A 21,568-nucleotide genomic window follows, 5' to 3' on the forward strand; every position below is an offset into this window, starting at 1 on the left:
TTAGTTTTAATATTGCATTTATTTAGGTCAATCACGTGACATTTAAAAATAAAGTGCAACAAATCCTTTTTTATCCAATCGCAAATGCAAACCAATTTATCTGATTGATTCATCAATAAATGCTATTTCAAAAAACTATTCTACTTTAAAAATTTGAAAAATATCTTGTTATTTTATTGAGGAGTGAAAACTAAAAAACCCCTGAATAATCAGAGGTTTTTTAGACTTTAAAAGCTTTTAATTACAGATTAGTCACCTGTATAACCTTTTAATTTTAAACGATATGCATGAAGTAATGGCTCTGTATAACCTGATGGCTGCTCAGCACCTTTAAACACTAAATCATAAGCGGCTTTATAAGCAAAACCATCAAAACTTGGTGCCATTGGCGTGTAAAGTGGATCATTGGCATTTTGCTCATCCACAATTTTAGCCATACGCTGCATGACTTCTTCAACTTGTTCTTTGGTTACGATACCATGACGTAACCAGTTCGCAACGTGTTGAGAAGAAATACGCAACGTTGCACGGTCTTCCATCAAACCAACGTTGTTGATATCTGGAACTTTCGAACAACCCACACCCAAGTCAACCCAACGAACCACATAACCTAAAATACCTTGTAAGTTATTTTCAAGCTCTTTGGTTTTCTCTTCTTCAGTCCAGTTTGTATCTGTCGCTAAAGGTGGTGTTAACAAGTCATCTAATGGTAATGCATCTGTTTTTAACAACTCTTGTTGACGAGTTGAAACATTGCATTGATGGTAATGAATTGCGTGAATCACTGCACCAGATGGAGATGGAACCCATGCACAACTTGCGCCTGCTTCAGGATGCTCGATCTTGGTTTTGTACATGTCTAAAAGCATGTCTGGTTTAGGCCACATGCCTTTACCAATCTGTGCTTTACCACGTAAACCTGATTGTAAACCAATCATCACATTACGGTTTTCATAGGCAGGGAACCATATTTGTGCTTTCACTTCGCCTTTACGAACAAATGGACCCGCTTCCATGAAGGTATGAATTTCATCACCTGTACGGTCCATGAAACCTGTATTAATAAAGATCGTACGATCTTTCGCTTGCGCAATACAGTTTTTCAAGTTTACAGATGTACGGCGTTCTTCGTCCATGATCCCGATTTTCAACGTTTTCGCTGGTAAACCAAGCACTTGTTCAGCACGTTCAAATAGCTCAACAGCAAATGCAACTTCTTCAGGACCATGCATTTTTGGCTTCACGATATACATAGAACCTTTACGTGAGTTCTTGTTCTCATTTTGACCTTTGATGTCTGCAAAAGTTAATAACGGTGTGATTAATGCATCCATAATCCCTTCGTAGATTTCAGCACCATCTACAAGAATTGCAGGGTTTGTCATCAAGTGACCTACGTTACGAAGCAACATCAATGAACGACCATGAAGCGTCGTTTCACCACCGATCAGGTTTTTATGTGTGCGGTCTTTGTTCAAAGTACGTGTAATGGTTTTACCATTTTTCTCGATAGACTCTGAAAGATCACCTTTCATCAAGCCTAACCAGTTACGATAACCTTCAACTTTTTCTTCAGCATCCACTGCAGCAATGGAGTCTTCTAAGTCTTGAATAGTCGTTACAGCAGCTTCAAGTACTAAATCTTTTACGCCAGCAGCATCAGTTTTACCAATTGGGCTGTTCGCATCAATTTCAATAATAACGTGTAAGCCATTATTTAATAATACGATTTCATTTGGTGCAGCTTCTTCACCATTAAAACCAACAAATTGTGCTTCATGTGCCAAAGTCGTTGTTGAACCATCTTTTAAGGTAACAACAAGTTTTTTAGCTTCAACTGCATATTTAGTTGCATCAGCATGTGAACCATTCGCCAATGGGAATGTTTCATTTAAGAAATTCTTAGCAAATGCAATAACTTTGTCACCACGAACAGGGTTATAACCTTTACCTTTTTCCGCACCACCTTCTTCAGAGATTACGTCAAAACCGTAAAGTGCATCATATAAAGAGCCCCAACGCGCATTGGCAGCGTTTAAGCAATAACGTGCATTACGTACAGGTACAACCAGTTGCGCACCAGCCAATAATGCTATTTCTTCATCGACATTTTCGGTCGTGATTTGGAAATCTTCTACTTCTGGTAATAAGTAGCCAATTTCTGTAAGGAAAGCTTTATAAGCTTCGAGTTCAAATTTATTGTTGCGGTGCCATTCATCAATTTTTGCTTGAAGATCGTCACGCTTAGCCAATAATGCTTTATTTTTTGGACTAAGATCGACAACAACTTGCTCGAAATCTTTCCAGTATTTTTCGCTGTCTAGACCTGAGCCTGGTAAAGCTTCATTTTCGATGAAATCGTAGAGTTCTTTAGCAATCGCTAACTTGCCTTTTTGAATACGTGCAGTCATTGTCTTTCCTGATATTGCTACTTTTTATAACAAGAGATTCTTAGTATACCGATTTATACCTTGCTGAATAGTAATATCACATTCCTAAATAGTAAGCATTTTAAATTGAATACATGGTTACATCATTCAATTAAATACCATTCAAGAAGCGCACAACATCAACAATTTGAATACTCTTTCCACAGTGTATAAAGTTTTTAAAATGTCGACATTAGACTTAAGTGCCAAGAACGCCGATTATTTCTTCATTTTAATGCCAATATACTTTTTATCATCCCCGATTAAGCCATGAAAAATATCGAATGTCGATAAAAGCTTGTGAACAATGTGTTTCATTTTTTCATAAAAAAGCACTCTTTCGAGTGCTGATTTGAGATTATTCAACTTGTAAATCTTTGCCTTGAATTTGACGATGTTCAGATTGCAAATAATCATCTGATTGCATTTCAAGTAAACGTGACCGCGTCCGCTCAATTTCAAATGCTAACTTTTCACCTTCATAAATCTCAATAATCGTGTCTGCTGAAGTCAGGAGCAACTTTACCCCACGATCATAAAACTCATCCACCAAATAAATAAAACGGCGTGTGCCTTCTGACAGAAAATCATTTAAGTGCGGCACATTACTAACTAAAACCGTATTATAAATATTGGCTATTTCAATAAAATCAGACGGACTTCGTGGTTTCATACATAGTTCAGAAAAATCACACCACAACACATCCTCAGTATGCCCCAAAGTTTGTACCACACGATTATTGATCATGATCGGATCTTTAGATACTACTTGTGACGACACTAAAGCCTTGAAACGTTCCGCCATCCATGCAGAATTTGCCTCATTGAGAGGAGATTTAAACAATTGCGCTTGTTTTAGCACACGTAGACGATAGTCCACTCCTGCATCGACATTGAGGACAACACAGTTTTTCTTGACCATTTCAATGGTTGGTAAAAAACGATCACGATGAATACCATTTTTATATAAACCATCTGGTGCAATATTTGATGTGGCGATTAAGGTAATACCACGGGAAAATAACTTTTGGAATAAATCACTGAGAATCATTGCATCGGTAACATTAGATACAAAAAATTCATCAAAACAAATCACCACTGCATCTTTATAAATTTGATCAGCGACCAAATCCAAAGGATTACGTTGTCCTGAAAGTTTATTTAATTCTTTATGCACAAATTGCATAAAATGATGAAAATGCATACGGGTTTTGCGACGAAATGGAATCGAATCATAAAATTGATCCATTAACCATGTTTTGCCACGCCCTACGCCACCCCACATATATACACCTTTTGGCGAAGTCTGGCGGCGGAAACGACGGAAAGCTTTTTTAGATGCTTTATAACGATGAATGAGTTCTTGCCAAACACGATCTAACTCATGCACTGCTTGCGCCTGTGCTTCATCGGGCAAAAACTGCCCAGATGATAAAGCTTGAGCATAACGCTCAGCAGGAGATACGGGTGTAAATGCGGTGCTATGTGCTGATTTCTTGTCTAACATATTACGAATACTTTTAAGGGCTGATGGAAGTATAGCGAAAATTACAATGTGATAAATAAGACTTTGTCATTAATTCATCCTTGCTATACAGAAAAATTGTTTACTTGCCATATTGGCGTGGGCTTTGTCCAAACCAACGTTTAAATGCATGATTAAATGCCGCAGGTTCAGAATATCCCAATAACTCAGCAATCATTTCAATTGAATATTCTTTATATTCAATCAAACGCAATGCCTTATGTTTGATTAATTGCTCTCGAATTGCTTTATAACTGGTATTCAGTTGCTGCAATTGATGACGCAACGTACGTTCTGGTAGATTTAAAGCATGTGCTGTTTCTGCCATTGTTGGAATGACACCTTGTTGCAATTCCAAATAATCATTCACCCGCTGAATTAGGACAGGAACTTCATTCTCAACAAAACTAAGCCTTTGAATTTCCTCAATACATTTTGCTTCATAAACTCGATTGGTAATTGGGTCTGCGGATGGAATTTTAACATCGACCACATATTTATCTAACCAAAATGCTGCCGTTTTACAACCAAAATATAAATTAACACCATAATAGTCATAAAACTGTTGCAATGTTTCTGCATCTTCAGGCTGCTGAAATGGCAATTCGATTCGCATATCAGGTACAAATAATCCCATCATTTTATAAATATCTTGAAGAAATTTATAAGTCCCTGAGATTTCACACTGCGCCCGTAACAAACCCATTTCTGTAGTTAAGTCAACAGGCTGATAACTCAAAGCGATTTGTCGATGATTCTCAATCGTACTTAATTCACCATATAAATGGGTTAAACCCTGAAAACGTATGCCATTTTCAATAGCCTCACCCACGGTATTACATGTCACCAAGAGCATCAGTAAAGGACCATAGCCAGCCAAAGCATAATGTTGACCAATAAATAATCCTGTTTCTGGCTTGACCCCTTGCCCAATAATTTTTTGAATATCCCATTCTAAACTTGGGTGAATAATTGAACTTGGATCAAGGGCATCTGACTGAATTCCGATGCTAGCTAGACGTTCATCCACATCAATTCCTGCATTACGCATGCCCTGAATCAAGTACATCAAACCAAGTATCGATCTTTTCATCATCATTACAATATTTTTTGCTGTCTGTTTTTTACTATACTCTATCCACTTTGAACATTGCCGATTTGATCAATTTTTCTGTTAATAGAATCATGTTACTGCTGCCAAAATTAATTTAATCTTGGCAAAATCAAAAAAACTGGGTTTTAAAAATGTGTGCAGCAAGCTCCATGACTAACAATAATCAACAAAATACGCAAATTGCCATTATTGGTGCAGGTTTTGGCGGATTAGCGATGGCGATTCGTTTGTTACAAGCCAATATTCATGATTTTATCATCCTCGAAAAAGCAAGTGATGTCGGGGGAACGTGGCGTGAAAATCAATATCCTGGCGCTGCTTGTGATGTGCAATCCCACATGTATTCATTGTCTTTTGCCCCGAAGAAAGATTGGTCAAAACGTTATGCCGAAGCACCTGAAATTTTTGACTATATCCAAGATCTCATTAAAGAATATAATCTTAAAAAATATATTCAATTCAACCAAGAAGTTGTTTCTACTACATACAATGAAGAGCAATGTCATTGGCATTTAGTCTTAAAAAATGGACAAAAAATTAATGCACAATTTGTAATTTTTGCATCTGGTCCTTTACATGTCCCACAAATTCCAAAAATTAAAGGCATTGAAAAATTCAAAGGTGAAGTTTTCCACTCTTCACAATGGAATCATCAATATAATTTGAATGAAAAAAATGTCGCTTCGATTGGCACAGGAGGGAGTGCGATTCAATATATTCCTGAAATTGCACCTAAAGTTAAAAATTTATACGTTTTCCAACGTACAGCGGCTTGGGTCATTCCACGTGATGAACGCAAATACAACGATGTAGATAAAAAATTATTTAGTCGCTTTGAATGGTTTAGAAAACTGCATCGTGCTCGTTTATATTGGTCAAATGAATTCCGTGTTGTACCCATTGTACAACCACAAATCATGAAATATGGACAAAAACTGGCTGAAGCCTTCATTAAGTTTCAAGTGAAAGATAAAGCGATTGCAAAAAAATTGACACCTGATTATGTGATGGGTTGTAAACGTATTTTAATTTCCAATAAATATTTCCCAACATTTAACCGTGAAAATGTGGAACTGATTACGGATGCGATTCAGGAACTTACTGAAAATAGTATCATCACCAAAGATGGTAAAGAGCGTGCTATTGATTGTTTAATTTATGGTACAGGTTTTATCACTGACCCTCGCATTTATTTAAAATCATTTGCATGCTATGGTTTAAATGGGATTGAACTCAAAGACGCTTGGAAAGATGGTGCTGAAAGTTACTACGGCATCAGCACAAAAAATTTCCCAAATTTATTTCAATTATTAGGACCAAATACCGTACTTGGACATAACTCAGTTATTTTCATGATCGAATCTCAAGTTAACTATATTTTACAACTGATCCAATTGGTCGATAAAACTAAAACCCAATCTGTGATGGTAAAACCTGAAGTTCAAGATCAATTTAATGAAGATGTACAAGAGAAACTGAAAGGTACAGTGTGGCAGTCTGGCTGTGTCAGTTGGTATCAACAAGATGGCGGTAAAAACTTTGCCTTATGGCCAACCTATACATGGAAATTTTGGTTACAAACCCGTAAAGCTAATCCAGCCGATTATGTACTGCTAGGTCAAAAGCAAAATACAAATAAAAGCACACGTGCTGCTTAAAACTTTCGCTATAATGGGCAGATATTGATTATCTGCCCTTTTTTATGCAATCTCTTTGGCTTATCTTTCAGCTTTTATTTTGTCTATTCGTCGGTTTTATTCTGGCACGCAGGCTACCGCAATGGCTAGAAAAAATTGCTTTAAAAATCCTTCCTTATTTTACTTACATTCTATTGATTGCGATAGCAATTGAATTTGCACAAACCTTAGATCGTATTGCTCATCCTACCCAAATTCTAAGTGATGCCATTTCGATTGCTTTAGCAACCTCTGTCGGTGCTTTTTTATGCTGTTATATTTTATTTAAAAGTATCGGTTTTCAGCCTACACAAGGCAAAGTTTCAATAGACTTGTTAATAGGTTCATTACTCAATATCAGTTATGCCTTTATTGCATTGGCTTTGGGATATGGCTTATCTATATTATTTAATTATTTTGATTATCAACTCCATGTGAGTACATGGTATTTACTTCTCGTTTTCATGTCATTAATCGGTTTAGACCTCGCTTATTCTCCATTAGATCGTTCTTGGCTAAATTGGAAAATCTTACTCGTACCTGTTGGGTGTATTATCGGTTCTATTTTAGGTGCGGTGGTTTGCTCGTTCATGATAAGCAACATTAGCTTAAAAGACTTAATTATGTTATCACAAGGTTATGGCTTTTATTCTATGACAGGAATTGTAGTCACTGAACTGAAAAATGCACACCTTGGCAGTATTGCTTTAATTAATGATTTATTTAGAGAAATTTTTGCGATTTTATTGATGTATATGATCGGTTGGCGTTATCCACGTTCTGCAATTTCTTCTGCCGGTGCAACCGCAATGGATGTGACCCTACCCATGGTCAAACAAGCGTGTGGGAATGATTTTATTCCCCATGCAATGGTGAGTGGTTTTATATTGTCCGTGCTTGCACCGATTGCTGTGAGTATTTTAGCAGCGTTATAAGTTTTCGCACCCATATTCGGCTGGAGAATAACGAATATGAATCACTTTATTGTTCTTAATCTCTAGCTGAAAAAGTGCTGTATCTAAGCTTGGGTTTTTAGAAAAATGTTCATTTTACTTAAATTTTAATTTTTCTGATTAGGGTTTCGATAAGTTTAAATTGACCGCTTTTAGCAATCATTACTAAAATTTAATTGACCGTTTTCTATGTACGACTGCACACAAAACTTTTTCATCGCATGAGCATAAACTCTCTGTTTATAGAGTTCTAAACATCAAAGTGCAATAAAATTAACAGCAAAATAATAACCAATAGTTTAATTTTAAACACTAAACATATACCTTATTATTATTTTAATTTATATAAATCAATATTTTTCAATAAGTAGAAAAACCTTGTAAAAGGTTTTCTACTAGATATTATTTACAATAGCACATATTACAATGTCGCCAAAATATCTTTCAAAGTTTGACTTGGATTTTCTGACTGCGTAATCGGACGACCAATTACCAAATGTGTAGAACCATCTAACATCGCTTGTTTCGGGGTCACAATCCGCTTTTGATCATCTGCACTTGAACCTGCAGGACGAATTCCAGGCGTCACTAAAGCAAAATTTTTCCCCAAGTCTTCACGTAGCATTTTTGCTTCTTGTGCAGAACATACTACACCATCCAAGCCACTGTCTTTGGTGAGTTTCGCTAAACGCTTCACTTGCTCAAAAGGCTCAATATCTAAACCGATATCACGTAAGTCTTCACGCCCCATTGAGGTCAATACAGTTACTGCAATCAATTGCGTCTGATAATTTCCTGCTTTTAAACGCTCGACACAGGTTTCCATCATTTTACGACCACCTGAAGCATGGACATTGACCATCCATACCCCCATATCACCTGCGGCACATACAGCTTGTGCTGTTGTGTTTGGTATATCGTGAAATTTTAAATCTAAAAAGACTTCAAACTGACGATCATGCAATGCTTTTACAATCGATGAACCTTCGTGCGTAAAGAGTTCTTTACCCACTTTTAAACGGCAAAGTGATGGATCTAATTGATCAGCAATTTTTAATGCGTCATATTGGCTTTTAGCATCTAAGGCAACAATAATACTCAAGAGATTCATTTCCATCACAATAAGGTGCCTTATTATAGGGATATTCCTCAGGAGTACCAAGAATTAATGTGAAATGTAAACCAGATTTAATATATTTATTATGAAAGTAAAAACCCTCAATCTTTCATTATTTTCAATGATTGAGGGTTTATAAAAATTATAATGGCTTAGAATTTTTATCTTCAGGATATACATCCATCACAGTTTTTTCATGGCGTACACTTGCGGCTGCTTCGGCTGCTGCCAATTGAGCATTTTGAATCTGCTCTTTGCGTAAATGATCAATGTCTTTGCGCAAACGGCGAATTTCCCAATTATTTTGAAATACTCGGAAAACCTGAACACCCACTAACAGCCCTAAGACAATTCCAATGGCTAAAGTTAATAAAAGCAATAACCCTAAACGCATTGCTGGAACTTGAGTAAACCAAAGGTCTACTGGTAATTCTGTCCCATTGATTAAAACCAGTGCTAAAGAATAAACAAACACTGCAACCAAAAGTAGACCTAAAATAAAGCGCATAAACACCCCATTCGAATTTTATTTATTCGCAGACTCGTTTACTGCATCACGTAAAGCTTTACCTGGCTTGAAATGCGGTACAGCCTTTGCAGCTACTTCTACTGATTTACCTGTTTTAGGATTACGCCCTACACGTGGCTCGCGATGATGTAACGCAAAACTGCCAAAGCCACGAATTTCAATACGATTATCAGCCGATAATGATGCGATCATTTGATCAATCATGATCTTTACTGCTTCTTCCACTAAGGGTTCAGCTAAGTGTGGATTTTTAAGCGCAATTCTTTCAATTAAGTCAGATTTGTTTAATGCTTCAGTTGTCATCCTACGACCTCAATTTCATTTTAATGCTATTTAGCTTACTTTAAATAATATCCTTTTTAAATACAAAAAGGTAGCGCAGTAATCGTATACTACGCTACCTTTTACAGTATTTGTATAAAAAGTATTAATTAATTACATTAAATAATACTTTTTTACAGCAACTTAGTGATTCATTTGAGCTTTGATCAAGTCGCCAATCGTTTTTGGACCATTGTCTTGAGCAGTTGTAGCTGTTTTCAAGTTAGCAACCGCTTCTTTCTCTTCAGCTTCGTCTTTCGCTTTGATAGACAAGTTGATAGAGCGAGATTTACGATCAACGTTGATGATTTTAGCTTCAACTTCTTGACCTACTTCTAAGAATTTAGTTGCATCTTCAACGCGATCACGATTGATTTCAGATGCTTTCAAAGAAGCTTCAACTTCGTCAGCTAACTTAACAGTTGCGCCTTTCGCATCAACTGCAGTTACTGTACCTTTAACCAACGCACCGCGTTCGTTAGCAGCTAAGAAGTCATTGAATGGATCGCTGTTCAATTGTTTCACGCCAAGGCTGATACGGTTACCTTCTGCATCTACAGACAAGATAACAGCTTCAACTGTGTCGCCTTTCTTGTAACGACGAATCGCTTCTTCGCCTTGTTCGTTCCAAGAAATATCAGACAAGTGAACTAGACCGTCGATACCACCGTTTAAGCCAATGAAGATACCAAAGTCAGTGATAGATTTGATCGTACCAGAAACTTTTTCACCTTTCTCATGTGCTTTAGCAAACTCTTCCCATGGATTCGCACGAGTTTGTTTGATACCAAGAGAAATACGACGACGTTCTTCATCAACTTCAAGAACCATAACATCAACTTCGTCACCAATCTGAACAACTTTAGATGGGTGGATGTTTTTGTTTGTGTGATCCATTTCTGAAACGTGTACTAAACCTTCAACGCCTTCAGCGATTTCAGCAAAGCAACCGTAGTCAGTTAAATTAGTTACACGTGCTTTAACGATAGAACCTTTAGGATAACGGTTCATGATCGCTAACCATGGATCTTCACCAAGTTGTTTAAGACCTAGTGATACACGGTTACGCTCTTTGTCAAATTTAAGTACTTTAACAGTAACTTCTTGACCCACTTCAACAACTTCTGAAGGGTGTTTAATGCGTTTCCAAGCCATATCTGTGATATGTAGAAGACCATCAATACCACCAAGGTCAACGAATGCACCGTAGTCAGTAAGATTTTTGATTGTACCAGTAACTGTTTGACCTTCTTCCAATTGAGAAAGAAGCGCTTCACGGTCAGCTGAAGATTCAGCTTCCATAACAGCACGACGAGATACAACAACGTTGTTACGTTTAGCATCAAGTTTGATTACTTTGAATTCTAACTCTTTGCCTTCAAGGTGAGTTGTATCACGGATTGGACGAGTGTCTACCAAAGAACCTGGTAAGAACGCACGAACTGGACCGATGTCAACAGTGAAACCGCCTTTAACTTTACCAGAGATAACACCAGTAACGATTTCGCCATCTTCAAAGATTTTTTCAAGTTTAGTCCAAGTTTCAGCACGTTTTGCTTTTTCACGTGATAAAACAGTTTGACCCATACCGTTGTCAAGCGCTTCAACAACTACGTCTACTGTATCGCCAACTTGAACTTCAAGCTCACGTTGTTCGTTTAAGAATTCAGCACGTGATACAACGCCTTCAGATTTAAGGCCAGTATCAACAGTTACCCAGTCAGAATCGATACTAACAACGATACCTTGGATGACTGCACCCTTTTCAACGTTGAGGTTTAATTCGCTTTCTTCAAAGAGGGCTGCAAAAGATTCGGTCATGATATACCTAGAAAAGTCAGCGGTCTTGGATCAGACAAGGCCGGTTTAGTTAAGTCTCCACATAGTCCGTATAAAACTGATCAGGCTATGCTTCCACTAAATTTGTTATTTTGCTAACTGCGCATCGATAAAATCAGTCATCAATTTGAATACTTCATCGATATTTAATGTAGAACTATCAATAATATATGCATCTTGTGCTGGCTTGAGTGGAGCGACTGTACGTTCCATATCACGCTTATCACGTGCCTGTATGTTAGCTAAAATGTCGCTTATTTTAACATCCAAGCCCATCGCCTGCAACTGTTTTACTCGGCGCTCTGCACGAGACTCCGCTGAGGCGGTCAAGTAAATTTTCGCTTGTGCTTCTGGAAAAATAGAGGTCGCCATATCTCGACCATCTGCAACCAAACCAGGAGCTTGCGCAAAAGCACGTTGACGTTCAAAAAGCGCGCTTCTAAGGACAGGAATTGCTGCCACTTTTGATGCAAACTCACCCACTCGCTCAGTACGAATAGTTTCAGTGACATTTTCGTCATCTAAAAAAACTTGTGTTGCTAATGCGGCTTCTGTGACAAATTTAATATCTAAATTTGTTGCAATTTTTTCAGATTGTTTTAAGGCTTCTACATCATCCAAACAATCAAGCAAATTATGTTTATGCAATGATAATCCAAGTAAACGATAGATCGCACCCGAGTCTAATAAATGAAATTGATAATGCGCAGCCAATTTTGCTGCAAGTGTACCTTTACCTGAACCACTTGGCCCATCAATCGTAATAATTTGAATCGTCATTAATCTTCCAGTTTACTTTATAGACTTTGCTAATTTCTTAAAGCCAAGTGTAATCGCTAGCTTGAGCTGTGCAAGTATTAATTTACTCACAAAAGGTGCACGTGCTTGTAATTCAATCGTATAATCCACTTGTGTTTTATTTGGTGCAAGCTCAGTAAACTCAATCATTCCAAGATGGTGCTTGATCAAAGGATTCTTAATCAATTTATATTCAATGCGTTTATTCACATCAACTAAAGTAATTTGTTCTTGAATCGGTTTAATTGGACCAAATCCCATACGGCGCACAGAACCGAGACCATCTGGGCGTTCTGGATCAGCAGCATCTTTCACACGCACTACTTGGATAGGCGCAAAGGCAACATTATAAGTGGCATGTTTTGATAATAAATCAAACACTTGATCGATGGGTGCATTAAACTCTTGTTTTACTTGAATTGAATTCATTGTTATTTCCTTTATAAAATGACAATTAATATTGTCAAAGTTTTGTGAGTTTAACTTATTTTATTTGATCTTTTAATGACTTTTCGAGTAAACGTTGCTGCTTTTTTTGTTCACGGCGCATTTTAAAAAAATCAGAAAGCTGTTGTGAACATTGTTGTTGCATGCAGCCACCTTCAAATTCAAAAATATGATTGTAATAACCATTTTCTAACAACTGCCGACTACTGACTAAAGAACCCGCTTTAGGCTCTGCTGCCGCAAAAACTACACGTTTCACGCGTGCATGAATTAATGCCCCTACACACATTGTACAAGGTTCTAAAGTGACATACAGGGTTGTATCTTCAGGTAAACGATAGTTTTGAATATTTAAACAAGCTTGGCGAATAGCTTGAATTTCAGCATGTGCAGTAGGGTCATGTGCCGAAATAGGCGTATTGTAGCCTTGCCCAATGATTTCACCTTCGCTTACAAGCACCGCACCCACAGGAATTTCTCCCTGCAAAGCAGCAGATGCAGCTTGCTCAAAAGCCTGCTGCATCCAAAATTCATCTTGTATTTTTTGCGTATCTGTCATTGATCAAAGTTAAGCAATCACATCATATTGTCTAAGCAATACATTCCAACTTTCAATAGTCGTCGTTGGTGGATTACTTGCAAGAATGCCTTTTAGCGTCATTGACTCAACCGCTTGCCATTCAGGTGATAAATCTTTATCCACCAAACGTGCACGTACACCTTCTACAAAGTCAGGATGACGAATTTTCCAATCAGAAATTTGCGCTTCTAACTCAAACACTTCACTCCAAGGATGCACTTGGCGTCCCCATTGCCAAAGCAACCATGTGATCGCTGCTGTACTTGGTGAGCCTTTTTGCAAGTTTTCACTGGCTTGGCGTAACCAATCACTGCGTGCTTCGCTAAGACCAATGATCGCTTCATAGTCTTGTTGGAAATTTACACCACGACAAACACTATGAATCACATCAAGTGAGTTTTGTAATGGACCCGGAGAAACAGGACGATGCAAACTATTTAAAGTGTCATCTAAGGCACGGAAGTCACCCGCTGGATAATGATCCCAATCGATATCAATCAGCTTTTGCAACACTACATCACGCTGCGCATCACAAATATGTGTCGCCCAACCAATACCATAACCCCCTGCCGCAGTCATGATTGAGCCTGTTAAACCTGTAAATAAACCTACTGGTCCACGATCTGCAAGGAAGCGTGTCGCACCTACATCTGGATACAAGCCGATATTCACTTCCGGCATCGCTAAACGTGAGTAAGGCGTCACTAAACGAAATGGTGCCGCCATAAACAAACCTAAACCACCACCCATCACATAACCCTCACCCCATACCACCACAGGCTTAGCATAGTCATGTAAAAGCAAATCTAATGCGTATTCAGTTTTAAAGAACTGATTGGCTGTGTCAACCTCATCATTAATGACCAATTGGCGAAGTTTTCTGACATCGCCACCCGCACAAAATGCTTTTGGTGTAGTTGAATCTAACCAAATGGCTTTAACCTGATCATCCGAATGAAAGTCTTCAAACAACTTCAATAAAGCTGCCACAATGGACTCATCCAGAGCGTGCAAAGATTTTGGGCGATTTAAACGAATAATTCGCCAACCATTGGCTGCTTCTTCGATAATTAAATCAGGATGATAAGTGTTGATTTCAGGAGAATTTGTCATGCGTCCAGCTGCCAGTCAATTGGCTCAATGCCATGTTGTTTCAGATAATTATTTGTTTTTGAAAATACTTTACAACCAAAGAAACCACCTCGATTCGCTGCCAAAGGAGAAGGATGCGCAGCTTTTAACACCAGATGTTTTGTTTGATCTATACGTTGCCCTTTACGTTGTGCATAAGCGCCCCATAAAATGAACACCACGTGCGAACATTGCTCATTAATCACATCAATGACTGTATCGGTAAACTCTTCCCAACCTTGTTTTTGATGCGAAGTAGGCTGCCCCGCTTCAACCGTTAAAACACTGTTGAGTAAAAGTACGCCTTGCTCTGCCCATTTGGTCAAGTCACCATGTTTAGACACACTCACACCAAGGTCAGTATTTAATTCATGGAAGATATTACGCAAAGATGGCGGTAATGCAACCCCTCTTTGCACAGAAAAACTTAAGCCATGTGCCTGCTTTGGACCATGGTATGGGTCTTGCCCCAAAATCACAACTTTTACATTATGCAAAGGTGTGGTATCCAAGGCATTAAAAATCAATGAATTTTCAGGATAAATTTGTTTATTTTGGGCAAATTGTGACTTTAAGAATTCACGTAGCTGATCCATTTTTGGACTCAGCAAAAACTCAGCCAATCCTGCTTTCCAACTTTCATCCAAGCGAACGTGATTTAACTTTGCTTGCTCTTGTTCAGTGAATTGCACTGTGTTCCTTCCTTCATTCCTAACTGAAGCTAATCTTTCTTAAATTTAAATGATCTTTATTTTATGGAAAATTACAGCTTTACTTGTAAATCCACTTCAGGGTTTTGAAACTTCACCCCTTTTTTCAATTTTTCATACATCTCAGGATCATGCCATTCAGCTTGAACTTGCTCTGAAAATACAATTTGATCCAAATTTAAAATACCCATTTGTTCATTTTCAATATCTTCAAGAAAACTTTGTGCATAACCTGTATCTGTTTCATGCACGATTACAGAATAAACTTCAACATCACCCTCCCCATTTTGAGTAATGGTTGACTGGAGAACTTGTTGAGCGAGAAAGAAGAAAATACGTGAAAATTGCTCGGCTGAAGGCGATACAGGTAAAGATACCCAACGTGCACTAAAAGTTTTACAGGCTTGAGTATAGTCCAAGCTATCCTCTTGCCAAAAGCAAATCGCATGATCAAAACTATCAAAAATGTCTTTAATCACACCTTTGAGCAGACCAAAGTCATAGACCATTTGACCATGATCAAGCTTCGAAGCTTTAAGCAGTAATTCTACTTTATAACTGTGCCCATGAATCGAACGTTTACAACGATCCGAGGTGCAGTTACGCACAATATGCGCATTTTCAAATTTAAATAACTTACGAATTAGCATGGGTCAAATTATATAAAAACAATAGTAAAGAAATTTGATTATAAAGCAAAATACAGGGACTGAGGATTAATTTTATCGTTCGTTGCAATAGGCAAAAGGTATAAACAAAAATCAATCAAATTTAGTGCATAAAATCGACTCAGAGTTACAGCATATTTTATTTAAATGTGAAATATGTAGTTTTTGTCCAACAATGCAATTTAAAATGGTGCCAAACTTCGAGCATATACAGTGACTTGATTATTTTTTCGCATCAAATAACTGCTCATTTGACGGTTACGCTGACTTAATGCCACATCGATTTCAGCTTTGAAATAATTACTCCGTACATCAAAAGCTTTTTCTGCAATCGCTTTATTTGCAGGTTCTATCGACTTAAATAAATCGGTCACTAACAAATCCTGCACATTATTAAAATTTTCCATTTTTTCAAGTTTTTGTTTTTGTAAGATTGCCACTTGCGCAACATCGACTTTTGGATCAAGTGCAGCGAGTAGTAATGCTGGTGCAGTATTTATATTAATTTTGGTAGAAACATCAGGCAGTGCAGACACATAAGGCTCTATTAGATCGTATTTTCCACCTTCAAAACCACGCACTAGTTTTAATTCTTCCACACTAAAAAATGGACGATTTGCTGCAGAATATGGCGGCTGCAAACCATTATAATAATTACTTTCTGCGCCCATCGCCCCCATTGGAATATCATCCTGATCTTGCCAGTCAATCACTGCTTGACTGATCTCTGCTGGCAAACCTACACGTACTAAAATACGCTCAAAATAGGCTTTATTTTCCTCATCCACTTTTCCATCTGATGTGAATAAGCTATTTAAATTAAATTTTCCAGACTCATCTTTGAGTGTACCCGAGATAAATCCACCTTCAACAGGAAAAGCAGGCATTGGTTTTGCCCAAACTTCTTGTAAATTGTCTGTATTGGGGCTGTTTTGTGTATCTTGAATAAGAAGTTCTGAGAAAAAAGCTTCTGCACTTTTTGCATAATTTAAAGCTTGATTCTGACGCATCAAAACTGCGGTGTTTTCATTGGTAGCGTACTGGCGTTTTGCAATACTTGCAGCAAGAATGGTAGCCAAAGCCACCATCACCAAGATGGTAATTAATGCGATCCCTTTTTGCTGCTTCATATTTCTCTCAAGTTATATTTATTATGGGGAATTATTACCATTATTTTGCTCACGCAAAAATTCAGTATTTAATAAACTAAAAATCCATTCATACTCCACATCATGAATCATAACTTTGATCTTGATGCCACGTGGTAACTGACGCTCATTAAAGGCATTTTCATCCGGCCAACGATCCCCCTCATTTGGATTAAGCACACTGATTTGGTATTGATCCACATCACTCAGCAATACACTAGATAAAGGCTGTGCCGCAGCAGATAAATTTAAGTTACTGTATTTTAAACGATATAGCTTTTTATCCTGTACATTATAAACATATTCAATGCGCTCAAAACTGGCAATACCTTGCTTCAAAGGATCAGTCATGCCTGTTTTACTAAAACTCATTTTTTGATTTTCAAGTTGTAGCGCAGGTAAAATCTGTTGCCCTAGACTGCCAGTCACAGGAATCGTCTGTAAAGTATCACGTTGAATTTGCTGATAGGCTTGTTGTAATTGATCAAGATTTTGTTCATGCATTGCATTACGATCTTTGACTTTGCTCAAATAATCAAAAATTTTCCACCCCAATGCCGCCAAAACAGCAAAGATTGCAATAGCAACCATGAGTTCAATCAGTGTAAATCCTTTTATTTTAGTCTTATTCGACATACATTCCACTCAAACTATCACTGTACATTTTTTTGTGGATAATTAAAAAACACAACATTGGTAATGCCTGCTTCCACTTTATTAGTGTCAGGATTATATAAACTTATTTGTATATCAATTTTTTTAATATCTGGACTAATCGTATTTTCAGCTTTTTTATCGACTTGCCACATTTCACCTTGCGAGGAGATTTGCTCAGACTGTGTTCCTGTCAGTTGCTCTTGATTAATTTCCATCAATGCTACTTGATTTTGCGCTATAAATTGCGCTTTCGTTCTTAAAATGGAGTTTGCAGTAGACTGAGTATATTGCATTGCAACTTTGGTCAGTGCCATCGCAGCTACAGCAAAGATTGCCAGTGCCACGACCACTTCGATTAAAGTAAATCCTGAGCGAGGAATAGCAAAGTAACCCTTTGCCTGAGCACAAGATGAGAAATTATGTTTCGAGTAGTTCACATTGGTATTCGATCTTGCTGTAAGATCAAAAGCTCTGCTTGAAGATAAAGAATAAGCAGGACAATGCTTTATCCGAGTACAAGATGAGCAAGTGCGTATCGTGTCTTTATTCTTCATCTGTGACTTTCCCCAAGTAATCCAAATCAATCAAATCTCCAATTGGCTTTTGATCATAATACATTTGAATTTTGACTGGTTTGGCTTCACCATTGCCAAACCAAATCATTTTTGGGGCATTATTTCCCAACAAGTCTGCATTATTGGCATTTTGATAACGATGCTCTTGGCTTTGCACTGTAAATGAAATACGTTCAGGCAAACTACGAAAATCAAAATTTGGTACATCTTTCCACGGTTTTTGTTCGATTACTCTTAAACTTTTATCTGCACTTTCAGTATAAGGTTGATATTGCACCAACTTATAGCGAAATGGTGCAACATCAGTTGCGGGTAAGATATCTAGTGCGTATACATGTGCTTGATCATTGGCATCCCGATTAATTTTCTTTAGATCAAGCAGTAAAAACTCTCGTGCTTGTAATGCCTTACGATGATCCACTCCATCGATATTTAATACGATCAAGGATGCCATAATACTAATAATTACAATGACCACCATCAATTCAATCAAGGTAAAACCTTTTTGAAGGGTAACTGATGATGGCGTATTCATGCTGAAGTTAAGCCCTTAATTCAACAGACTGCGCATGTCTTGGCATTAGTAAAGCTTGATCAATCAAGGCAACTCGTAGCGTATCTCGTGAGCCCAAATAACGCTGATAAAAGCTTGAGTTAAGAATTGCTGCCCCACCATGGGTGATTGACCAAATCGATGCAAGATAATCACGTCCTGACATTTGACTTTCAATATCTGCTAAATATTGATCCGTCATACGAATAATAATGCGTAAACGCTGCTTACGAACTTGATATAGCTCATGAAATAAGTGATGAATCCCTTGTCCTGTAGTGGATAAGCGCTCTTCGATTTGATGAAATAACACTGTACGTTCTGGGTGATGCAAATGATGCAACATAAAAAATGCCAAATGTTCAGGAAATTCTTTCTCTGTATCCTTGATCATTTCTAATAACATCTGCTCATTACGAATAATCAGCAGCATATACAGCTCATCTTTACTCTGAAAATGTTTATAAAGCGTCCCTTTTGCAAGATCTAATTCGGCAGCCAAAGCATCAAGCGTCATGCCTGATTCACCATTTTCTAGCAATAACTGCTCAGCGACCTGAAAAATTAAAGCTTCTCTTGCTCTAAACTGAGCCTGACGATCCATCTTCACTCGATAAACTCTCTTCTTAATCTTATATCTATGCCATTCAATTCAATTTTGTTTGAGCAAATTTTCAAAATTTTGCGATGTAATCAATCCAATTTCCTCAACTGTTTTATCATATACATCACTTAAAGCTTTGGCTACATAAGGAACGTATTTTGGTTCATTGGTTTTACCGCGATAAGGCATTGGTGCTAAATACGGACTGTCCGTTTCAATCAACACGCGATCTAATGGCACTTGCTTGGCAACATCTCTAAGATCTTGTGCATTTTTAAACGACACAATGCCTGAAAATGAAATGTAATAACCACAATCTAAAACAGCTTTGGCAGTCTCCCAATCTTCAGTAAAACAATGCAAAATACCATGCGTCGATTTTTCAGCACGAATAATATCTACTGTGTCGTGTTTTGCAGAACGTGTATGTACCACCACTGGTTTTCTAATAATTTGTGATGCATGAATGTGTCGAGCAAAACACGCTTTTTGTTCAGAAATAAATTCAGTGCTATGAAAATAATCTAAACCTGTTTCACCCAGTGACCATACTTTTTCAGCTTGTGCTAACTCAACTAATTTTTCAACCGTTGCCCTTTGCATGGTTACAGCATCCTCACACGGATGCACACCAACACTATAACCAACATCAGCATGTCGAGCTGCAATCTCAGATAAAGCGATATGATCGTCCAAATCTACAGAAATGCCCATAAATTTAGACACCCCGCCTTCACGTGCTTGTTGTAGCGCTGCATCCAAATCTCCACCATAAGGTTTAAGATCTAATAAAGTTAAATGACAATGGGTATCAACAAACACGATTTTTCCTACATTTCTATTAATGGCAGCTTACATGGTGAAACTATTACGTTCAGAGGCTTTCACCCCTGCCAGTAATCTTTCTGCTTCATTTTTGTAATACATACCTTTTTCACCACTGAGTTGGATTCCAAAACCTTGCGGCTTTTTACCAGATTGTTTTTGCGAAATCCAAACGACTTTTCCTGTTAATGGAATTTTTTGCGACTGTTCGGGTAAAGTTGCTAACAGAAAAATCTCTTCACCCATTTTTACATGTTGTGTAGAAGGAACAAATAACCCTCCCCCTTGCACAAAAGGCATATAACTCGCCTGCAAAGTTGCTCGGTCTGGAATGACTACTTGTATTAAACCGCCCATACGTGGTTGCATGATTATTCCCCCAAATTATGAAACATTCATTAATTGTATTGAAAGTTGATCAATCATTAGATTAGTTTGTACATTTTGATCAGCATTTCTTTTAGATTGCTGCAAACTTTCATAGATAGAAAATAATACCTCTAAAGCATATTGCTCCGCGAGTGTATTTAAAGCTAAATCTGTATTTTTTATTGTTTGCTGCAACTTTATTGCCACCACATCCCCCAATAAATACTCAAACATTTCCACAAAATCTTGAAAATTGAGTTCTTTATTCCACTTTGTTGCAAACTGCATCGGCATGCTTTTTTGCGTCACTAGTTTTTGCCAGTCGTGCACAAACTCAGCACGACGATTTAACCAATCTTTTTCTGCCAACTGCATGGCTTGTAAAGGCATTTGATTGGATAAATTCATCAATAACTGAATCTGCTGTGTGGATGCTGCGGTGAAATGATTTTGTAAATAACTTTGCGCTTGTTCAAGTGAAATACGATCTAAGGCAAAATGTTGTAAACGGCTGCGAATAGTAGCAGGCAATTTTAAATAATGCGCTGCCAACAAAATAATCACTACTTTTTCGCCTGGCTCTTCTAGGGTTTTTAACAACGCATTGGCTGAAGCGATATTTAATGCTTCCGCAGGCTCAATGACAATGACACGCCAACCATCTACCGTTTGCTGTACAAAAGGCAAAAGTTCTCGAATCTTTTCAATTTTAATTTTAGCATTTTGTTTTTTATTGTCTTCATCGGTACTGATATAGACATAATTAGGATGGGTGTCTGATTTGAGCCACAAACAACTACTACACTCACCACAAGCAGCGTGGGTTTGTCTATTTAGACACAACACCCAAGCTAAAAAATGTTGGGCAAATGCATGTTTACCACAGCCTTTTTTACCATAAAATAATAATCCATGACCAATTTTTGGAAAACGCCCTGTCAGCGTTTCCCATACGTGTTGTTGCCAAGGATAGACTTGATCATTAGATGAACTCATCTTC

At 37.6% G+C, this 21,568-nt stretch carries 23 protein-coding genes; 2 read left to right on the forward strand and 21 right to left on the reverse strand.

The window, feature by feature from the left end; genetic code table 11:
• Positions 1 to 248 precede the first annotated feature (248 nt).
• From DJ533_RS11400 to DJ533_RS11410, 3 genes are all read right to left on the reverse strand, one after another.
• Entirely contained in the window at positions 249 to 2,411 is a 2,163-nt protein-coding gene (locus tag DJ533_RS11400) for a malate synthase G (RefSeq protein WP_065992972.1), read from the reverse strand.
• 376 nt (positions 2,412 to 2,787) lie between these two features.
• Positions 2,788 to 3,936 (reverse strand): cell division protein ZapE, encoded by a 1,149-nt coding sequence (gene zapE / locus DJ533_RS11405; RefSeq protein ID WP_065992968.1) that lies wholly within the window; start codon positions 3,934 to 3,936, stop codon positions 2,788 to 2,790.
• Positions 3,937 to 4,036: 100 nt separating this feature from the next.
• Positions 4,037 to 5,047 carry an AraC family transcriptional regulator gene (locus DJ533_RS11410; protein WP_065993075.1) on the reverse strand — a complete coding sequence of 337 codons (1,011 nt, stop codon included), beginning with the start codon at positions 5,045 to 5,047 and terminating at the stop codon, positions 4,037 to 4,039.
• 170 nt (positions 5,048 to 5,217) lie between these two features.
• On the opposite strand from DJ533_RS11410, the gene DJ533_RS11415 reads away from it, so the two are divergent.
• Positions 5,218 to 6,726 carry a flavin-containing monooxygenase gene (locus tag DJ533_RS11415; protein WP_089024775.1) on the forward strand — a complete coding sequence of 503 codons (1,509 nt, stop codon included), beginning with the start codon at positions 5,218 to 5,220 and terminating at the stop codon, positions 6,724 to 6,726.
• 44 nt (positions 6,727 to 6,770) lie between these two features.
• A complete protein-coding gene (locus DJ533_RS11420; protein ID WP_065992964.1) occupies positions 6,771 to 7,679 on the forward strand; it encodes a lysine exporter LysO family protein in 909 nt (302 codons plus the stop codon).
• 439 nt (positions 7,680 to 8,118) lie between these two features.
• Here the strand turns inward: DJ533_RS11420 and pyrF are convergent, their stop codons facing one another.
• The 18 genes from pyrF to DJ533_RS11510 form a co-directional block, all read right to left on the reverse strand.
• On the reverse strand, positions 8,119 to 8,814 hold the full coding sequence (gene pyrF / locus DJ533_RS11425; protein ID WP_089024774.1) for an orotidine-5'-phosphate decarboxylase: 696 nt from the start codon (positions 8,812 to 8,814) through the stop codon (positions 8,119 to 8,121).
• Between the two features lie 142 nt (positions 8,815 to 8,956).
• On the reverse strand, positions 8,957 to 9,322 hold the full coding sequence (locus tag DJ533_RS11430; protein WP_065992962.1) for a lipopolysaccharide assembly protein LapA domain-containing protein: 366 nt from the start codon (positions 9,320 to 9,322) through the stop codon (positions 8,957 to 8,959).
• Between the two features lie 18 nt (positions 9,323 to 9,340).
• Entirely contained in the window at positions 9,341 to 9,646 is a 306-nt protein-coding gene (locus DJ533_RS11435) for an integration host factor subunit beta (protein WP_065992960.1), read from the reverse strand.
• A gap of 162 nt (positions 9,647 to 9,808) precedes the next feature.
• The gene (gene rpsA, locus DJ533_RS11440; protein ID WP_065992959.1) at positions 9,809 to 11,485 is read right to left on the reverse strand and encodes a 30S ribosomal protein S1; all 1,677 of its coding nucleotides are present in this window, start codon (positions 11,483 to 11,485) and stop codon (positions 9,809 to 9,811) included.
• A 105-nt stretch (positions 11,486 to 11,590) separates the two neighbouring features.
• Positions 11,591 to 12,283, reverse strand: coding sequence for a (d)CMP kinase (gene cmk, locus DJ533_RS11445; protein WP_065992958.1), 693 nt, complete (start codon positions 12,281 to 12,283; stop codon positions 11,591 to 11,593).
• A 12-nt stretch (positions 12,284 to 12,295) separates the two neighbouring features.
• Entirely contained in the window at positions 12,296 to 12,730 is a 435-nt protein-coding gene (locus DJ533_RS11450; RefSeq protein WP_065992956.1) for an SRPBCC family protein, read from the reverse strand.
• A gap of 55 nt (positions 12,731 to 12,785) precedes the next feature.
• The gene (gene tadA / locus DJ533_RS11455) at positions 12,786 to 13,307 is read right to left on the reverse strand and encodes a tRNA adenosine(34) deaminase TadA (RefSeq protein WP_065992954.1); all 522 of its coding nucleotides are present in this window, start codon (positions 13,305 to 13,307) and stop codon (positions 12,786 to 12,788) included.
• A gap of 9 nt (positions 13,308 to 13,316) precedes the next feature.
• Positions 13,317 to 14,441, reverse strand: a complete 1,125-nt coding sequence (locus DJ533_RS11460; protein WP_065992952.1) for an enoyl-CoA hydratase/isomerase family protein — start codon at positions 14,439 to 14,441, stop codon at positions 13,317 to 13,319.
• The gene (ung, locus tag DJ533_RS11465) at positions 14,438 to 15,151 is read right to left on the reverse strand and encodes a uracil-DNA glycosylase (protein WP_065992950.1); all 714 of its coding nucleotides are present in this window, start codon (positions 15,149 to 15,151) and stop codon (positions 14,438 to 14,440) included. Before ung ends, DJ533_RS11460 begins: the two co-directional genes overlap by 4 nt.
• Before the next feature lie 71 nt (positions 15,152 to 15,222).
• Positions 15,223 to 15,819 carry a 6-pyruvoyl trahydropterin synthase family protein gene (locus DJ533_RS11470; RefSeq protein ID WP_065992948.1) on the reverse strand — a complete coding sequence of 199 codons (597 nt, stop codon included), beginning with the start codon at positions 15,817 to 15,819 and terminating at the stop codon, positions 15,223 to 15,225.
• Positions 15,820 to 16,019: 200 nt separating this feature from the next.
• Positions 16,020 to 16,967 (reverse strand): type II secretion system minor pseudopilin GspK, encoded by a 948-nt coding sequence (gspK, locus tag DJ533_RS11475; RefSeq protein WP_065992946.1) that lies wholly within the window; start codon positions 16,965 to 16,967, stop codon positions 16,020 to 16,022.
• 21 nt (positions 16,968 to 16,988) lie between these two features.
• Positions 16,989 to 17,621, reverse strand: coding sequence for a type II secretion system minor pseudopilin GspJ (gspJ, locus tag DJ533_RS11480; RefSeq protein WP_065992944.1), 633 nt, complete (start codon positions 17,619 to 17,621; stop codon positions 16,989 to 16,991).
• Between the two features lie 17 nt (positions 17,622 to 17,638).
• The gene (gspI, locus tag DJ533_RS11485; protein WP_065993067.1) at positions 17,639 to 18,022 is read right to left on the reverse strand and encodes a type II secretion system minor pseudopilin GspI; all 384 of its coding nucleotides are present in this window, start codon (positions 18,020 to 18,022) and stop codon (positions 17,639 to 17,641) included.
• A 163-nt stretch (positions 18,023 to 18,185) separates the two neighbouring features.
• Positions 18,186 to 18,752 carry a type II secretion system protein gene (locus DJ533_RS11490; protein WP_065992942.1) on the reverse strand — a complete coding sequence of 189 codons (567 nt, stop codon included), beginning with the start codon at positions 18,750 to 18,752 and terminating at the stop codon, positions 18,186 to 18,188.
• A gap of 7 nt (positions 18,753 to 18,759) precedes the next feature.
• Entirely contained in the window at positions 18,760 to 19,374 is a 615-nt protein-coding gene (locus DJ533_RS11495) for a TetR/AcrR family transcriptional regulator (protein WP_065992940.1), read from the reverse strand.
• A gap of 48 nt (positions 19,375 to 19,422) precedes the next feature.
• The gene (locus DJ533_RS11500) at positions 19,423 to 20,196 is read right to left on the reverse strand and encodes a TatD family hydrolase (protein WP_065992938.1); all 774 of its coding nucleotides are present in this window, start codon (positions 20,194 to 20,196) and stop codon (positions 19,423 to 19,425) included.
• A gap of 30 nt (positions 20,197 to 20,226) precedes the next feature.
• The gene (locus DJ533_RS11505; protein ID WP_065992935.1) at positions 20,227 to 20,568 is read right to left on the reverse strand and encodes a PilZ domain-containing protein; all 342 of its coding nucleotides are present in this window, start codon (positions 20,566 to 20,568) and stop codon (positions 20,227 to 20,229) included.
• 15 nt (positions 20,569 to 20,583) lie between these two features.
• Positions 20,584 to 21,564 carry a DNA polymerase III subunit delta' gene (locus DJ533_RS11510; RefSeq protein WP_065993065.1) on the reverse strand — a complete coding sequence of 327 codons (981 nt, stop codon included), beginning with the start codon at positions 21,562 to 21,564 and terminating at the stop codon, positions 20,584 to 20,586.
• Positions 21,565 to 21,568: the final 4 nt, after the last annotated feature.

The organism is Acinetobacter defluvii (assembly GCF_001704615.3).
Lineage (GTDB): Bacteria > Pseudomonadota > Gammaproteobacteria > Pseudomonadales > Moraxellaceae > Acinetobacter > Acinetobacter defluvii.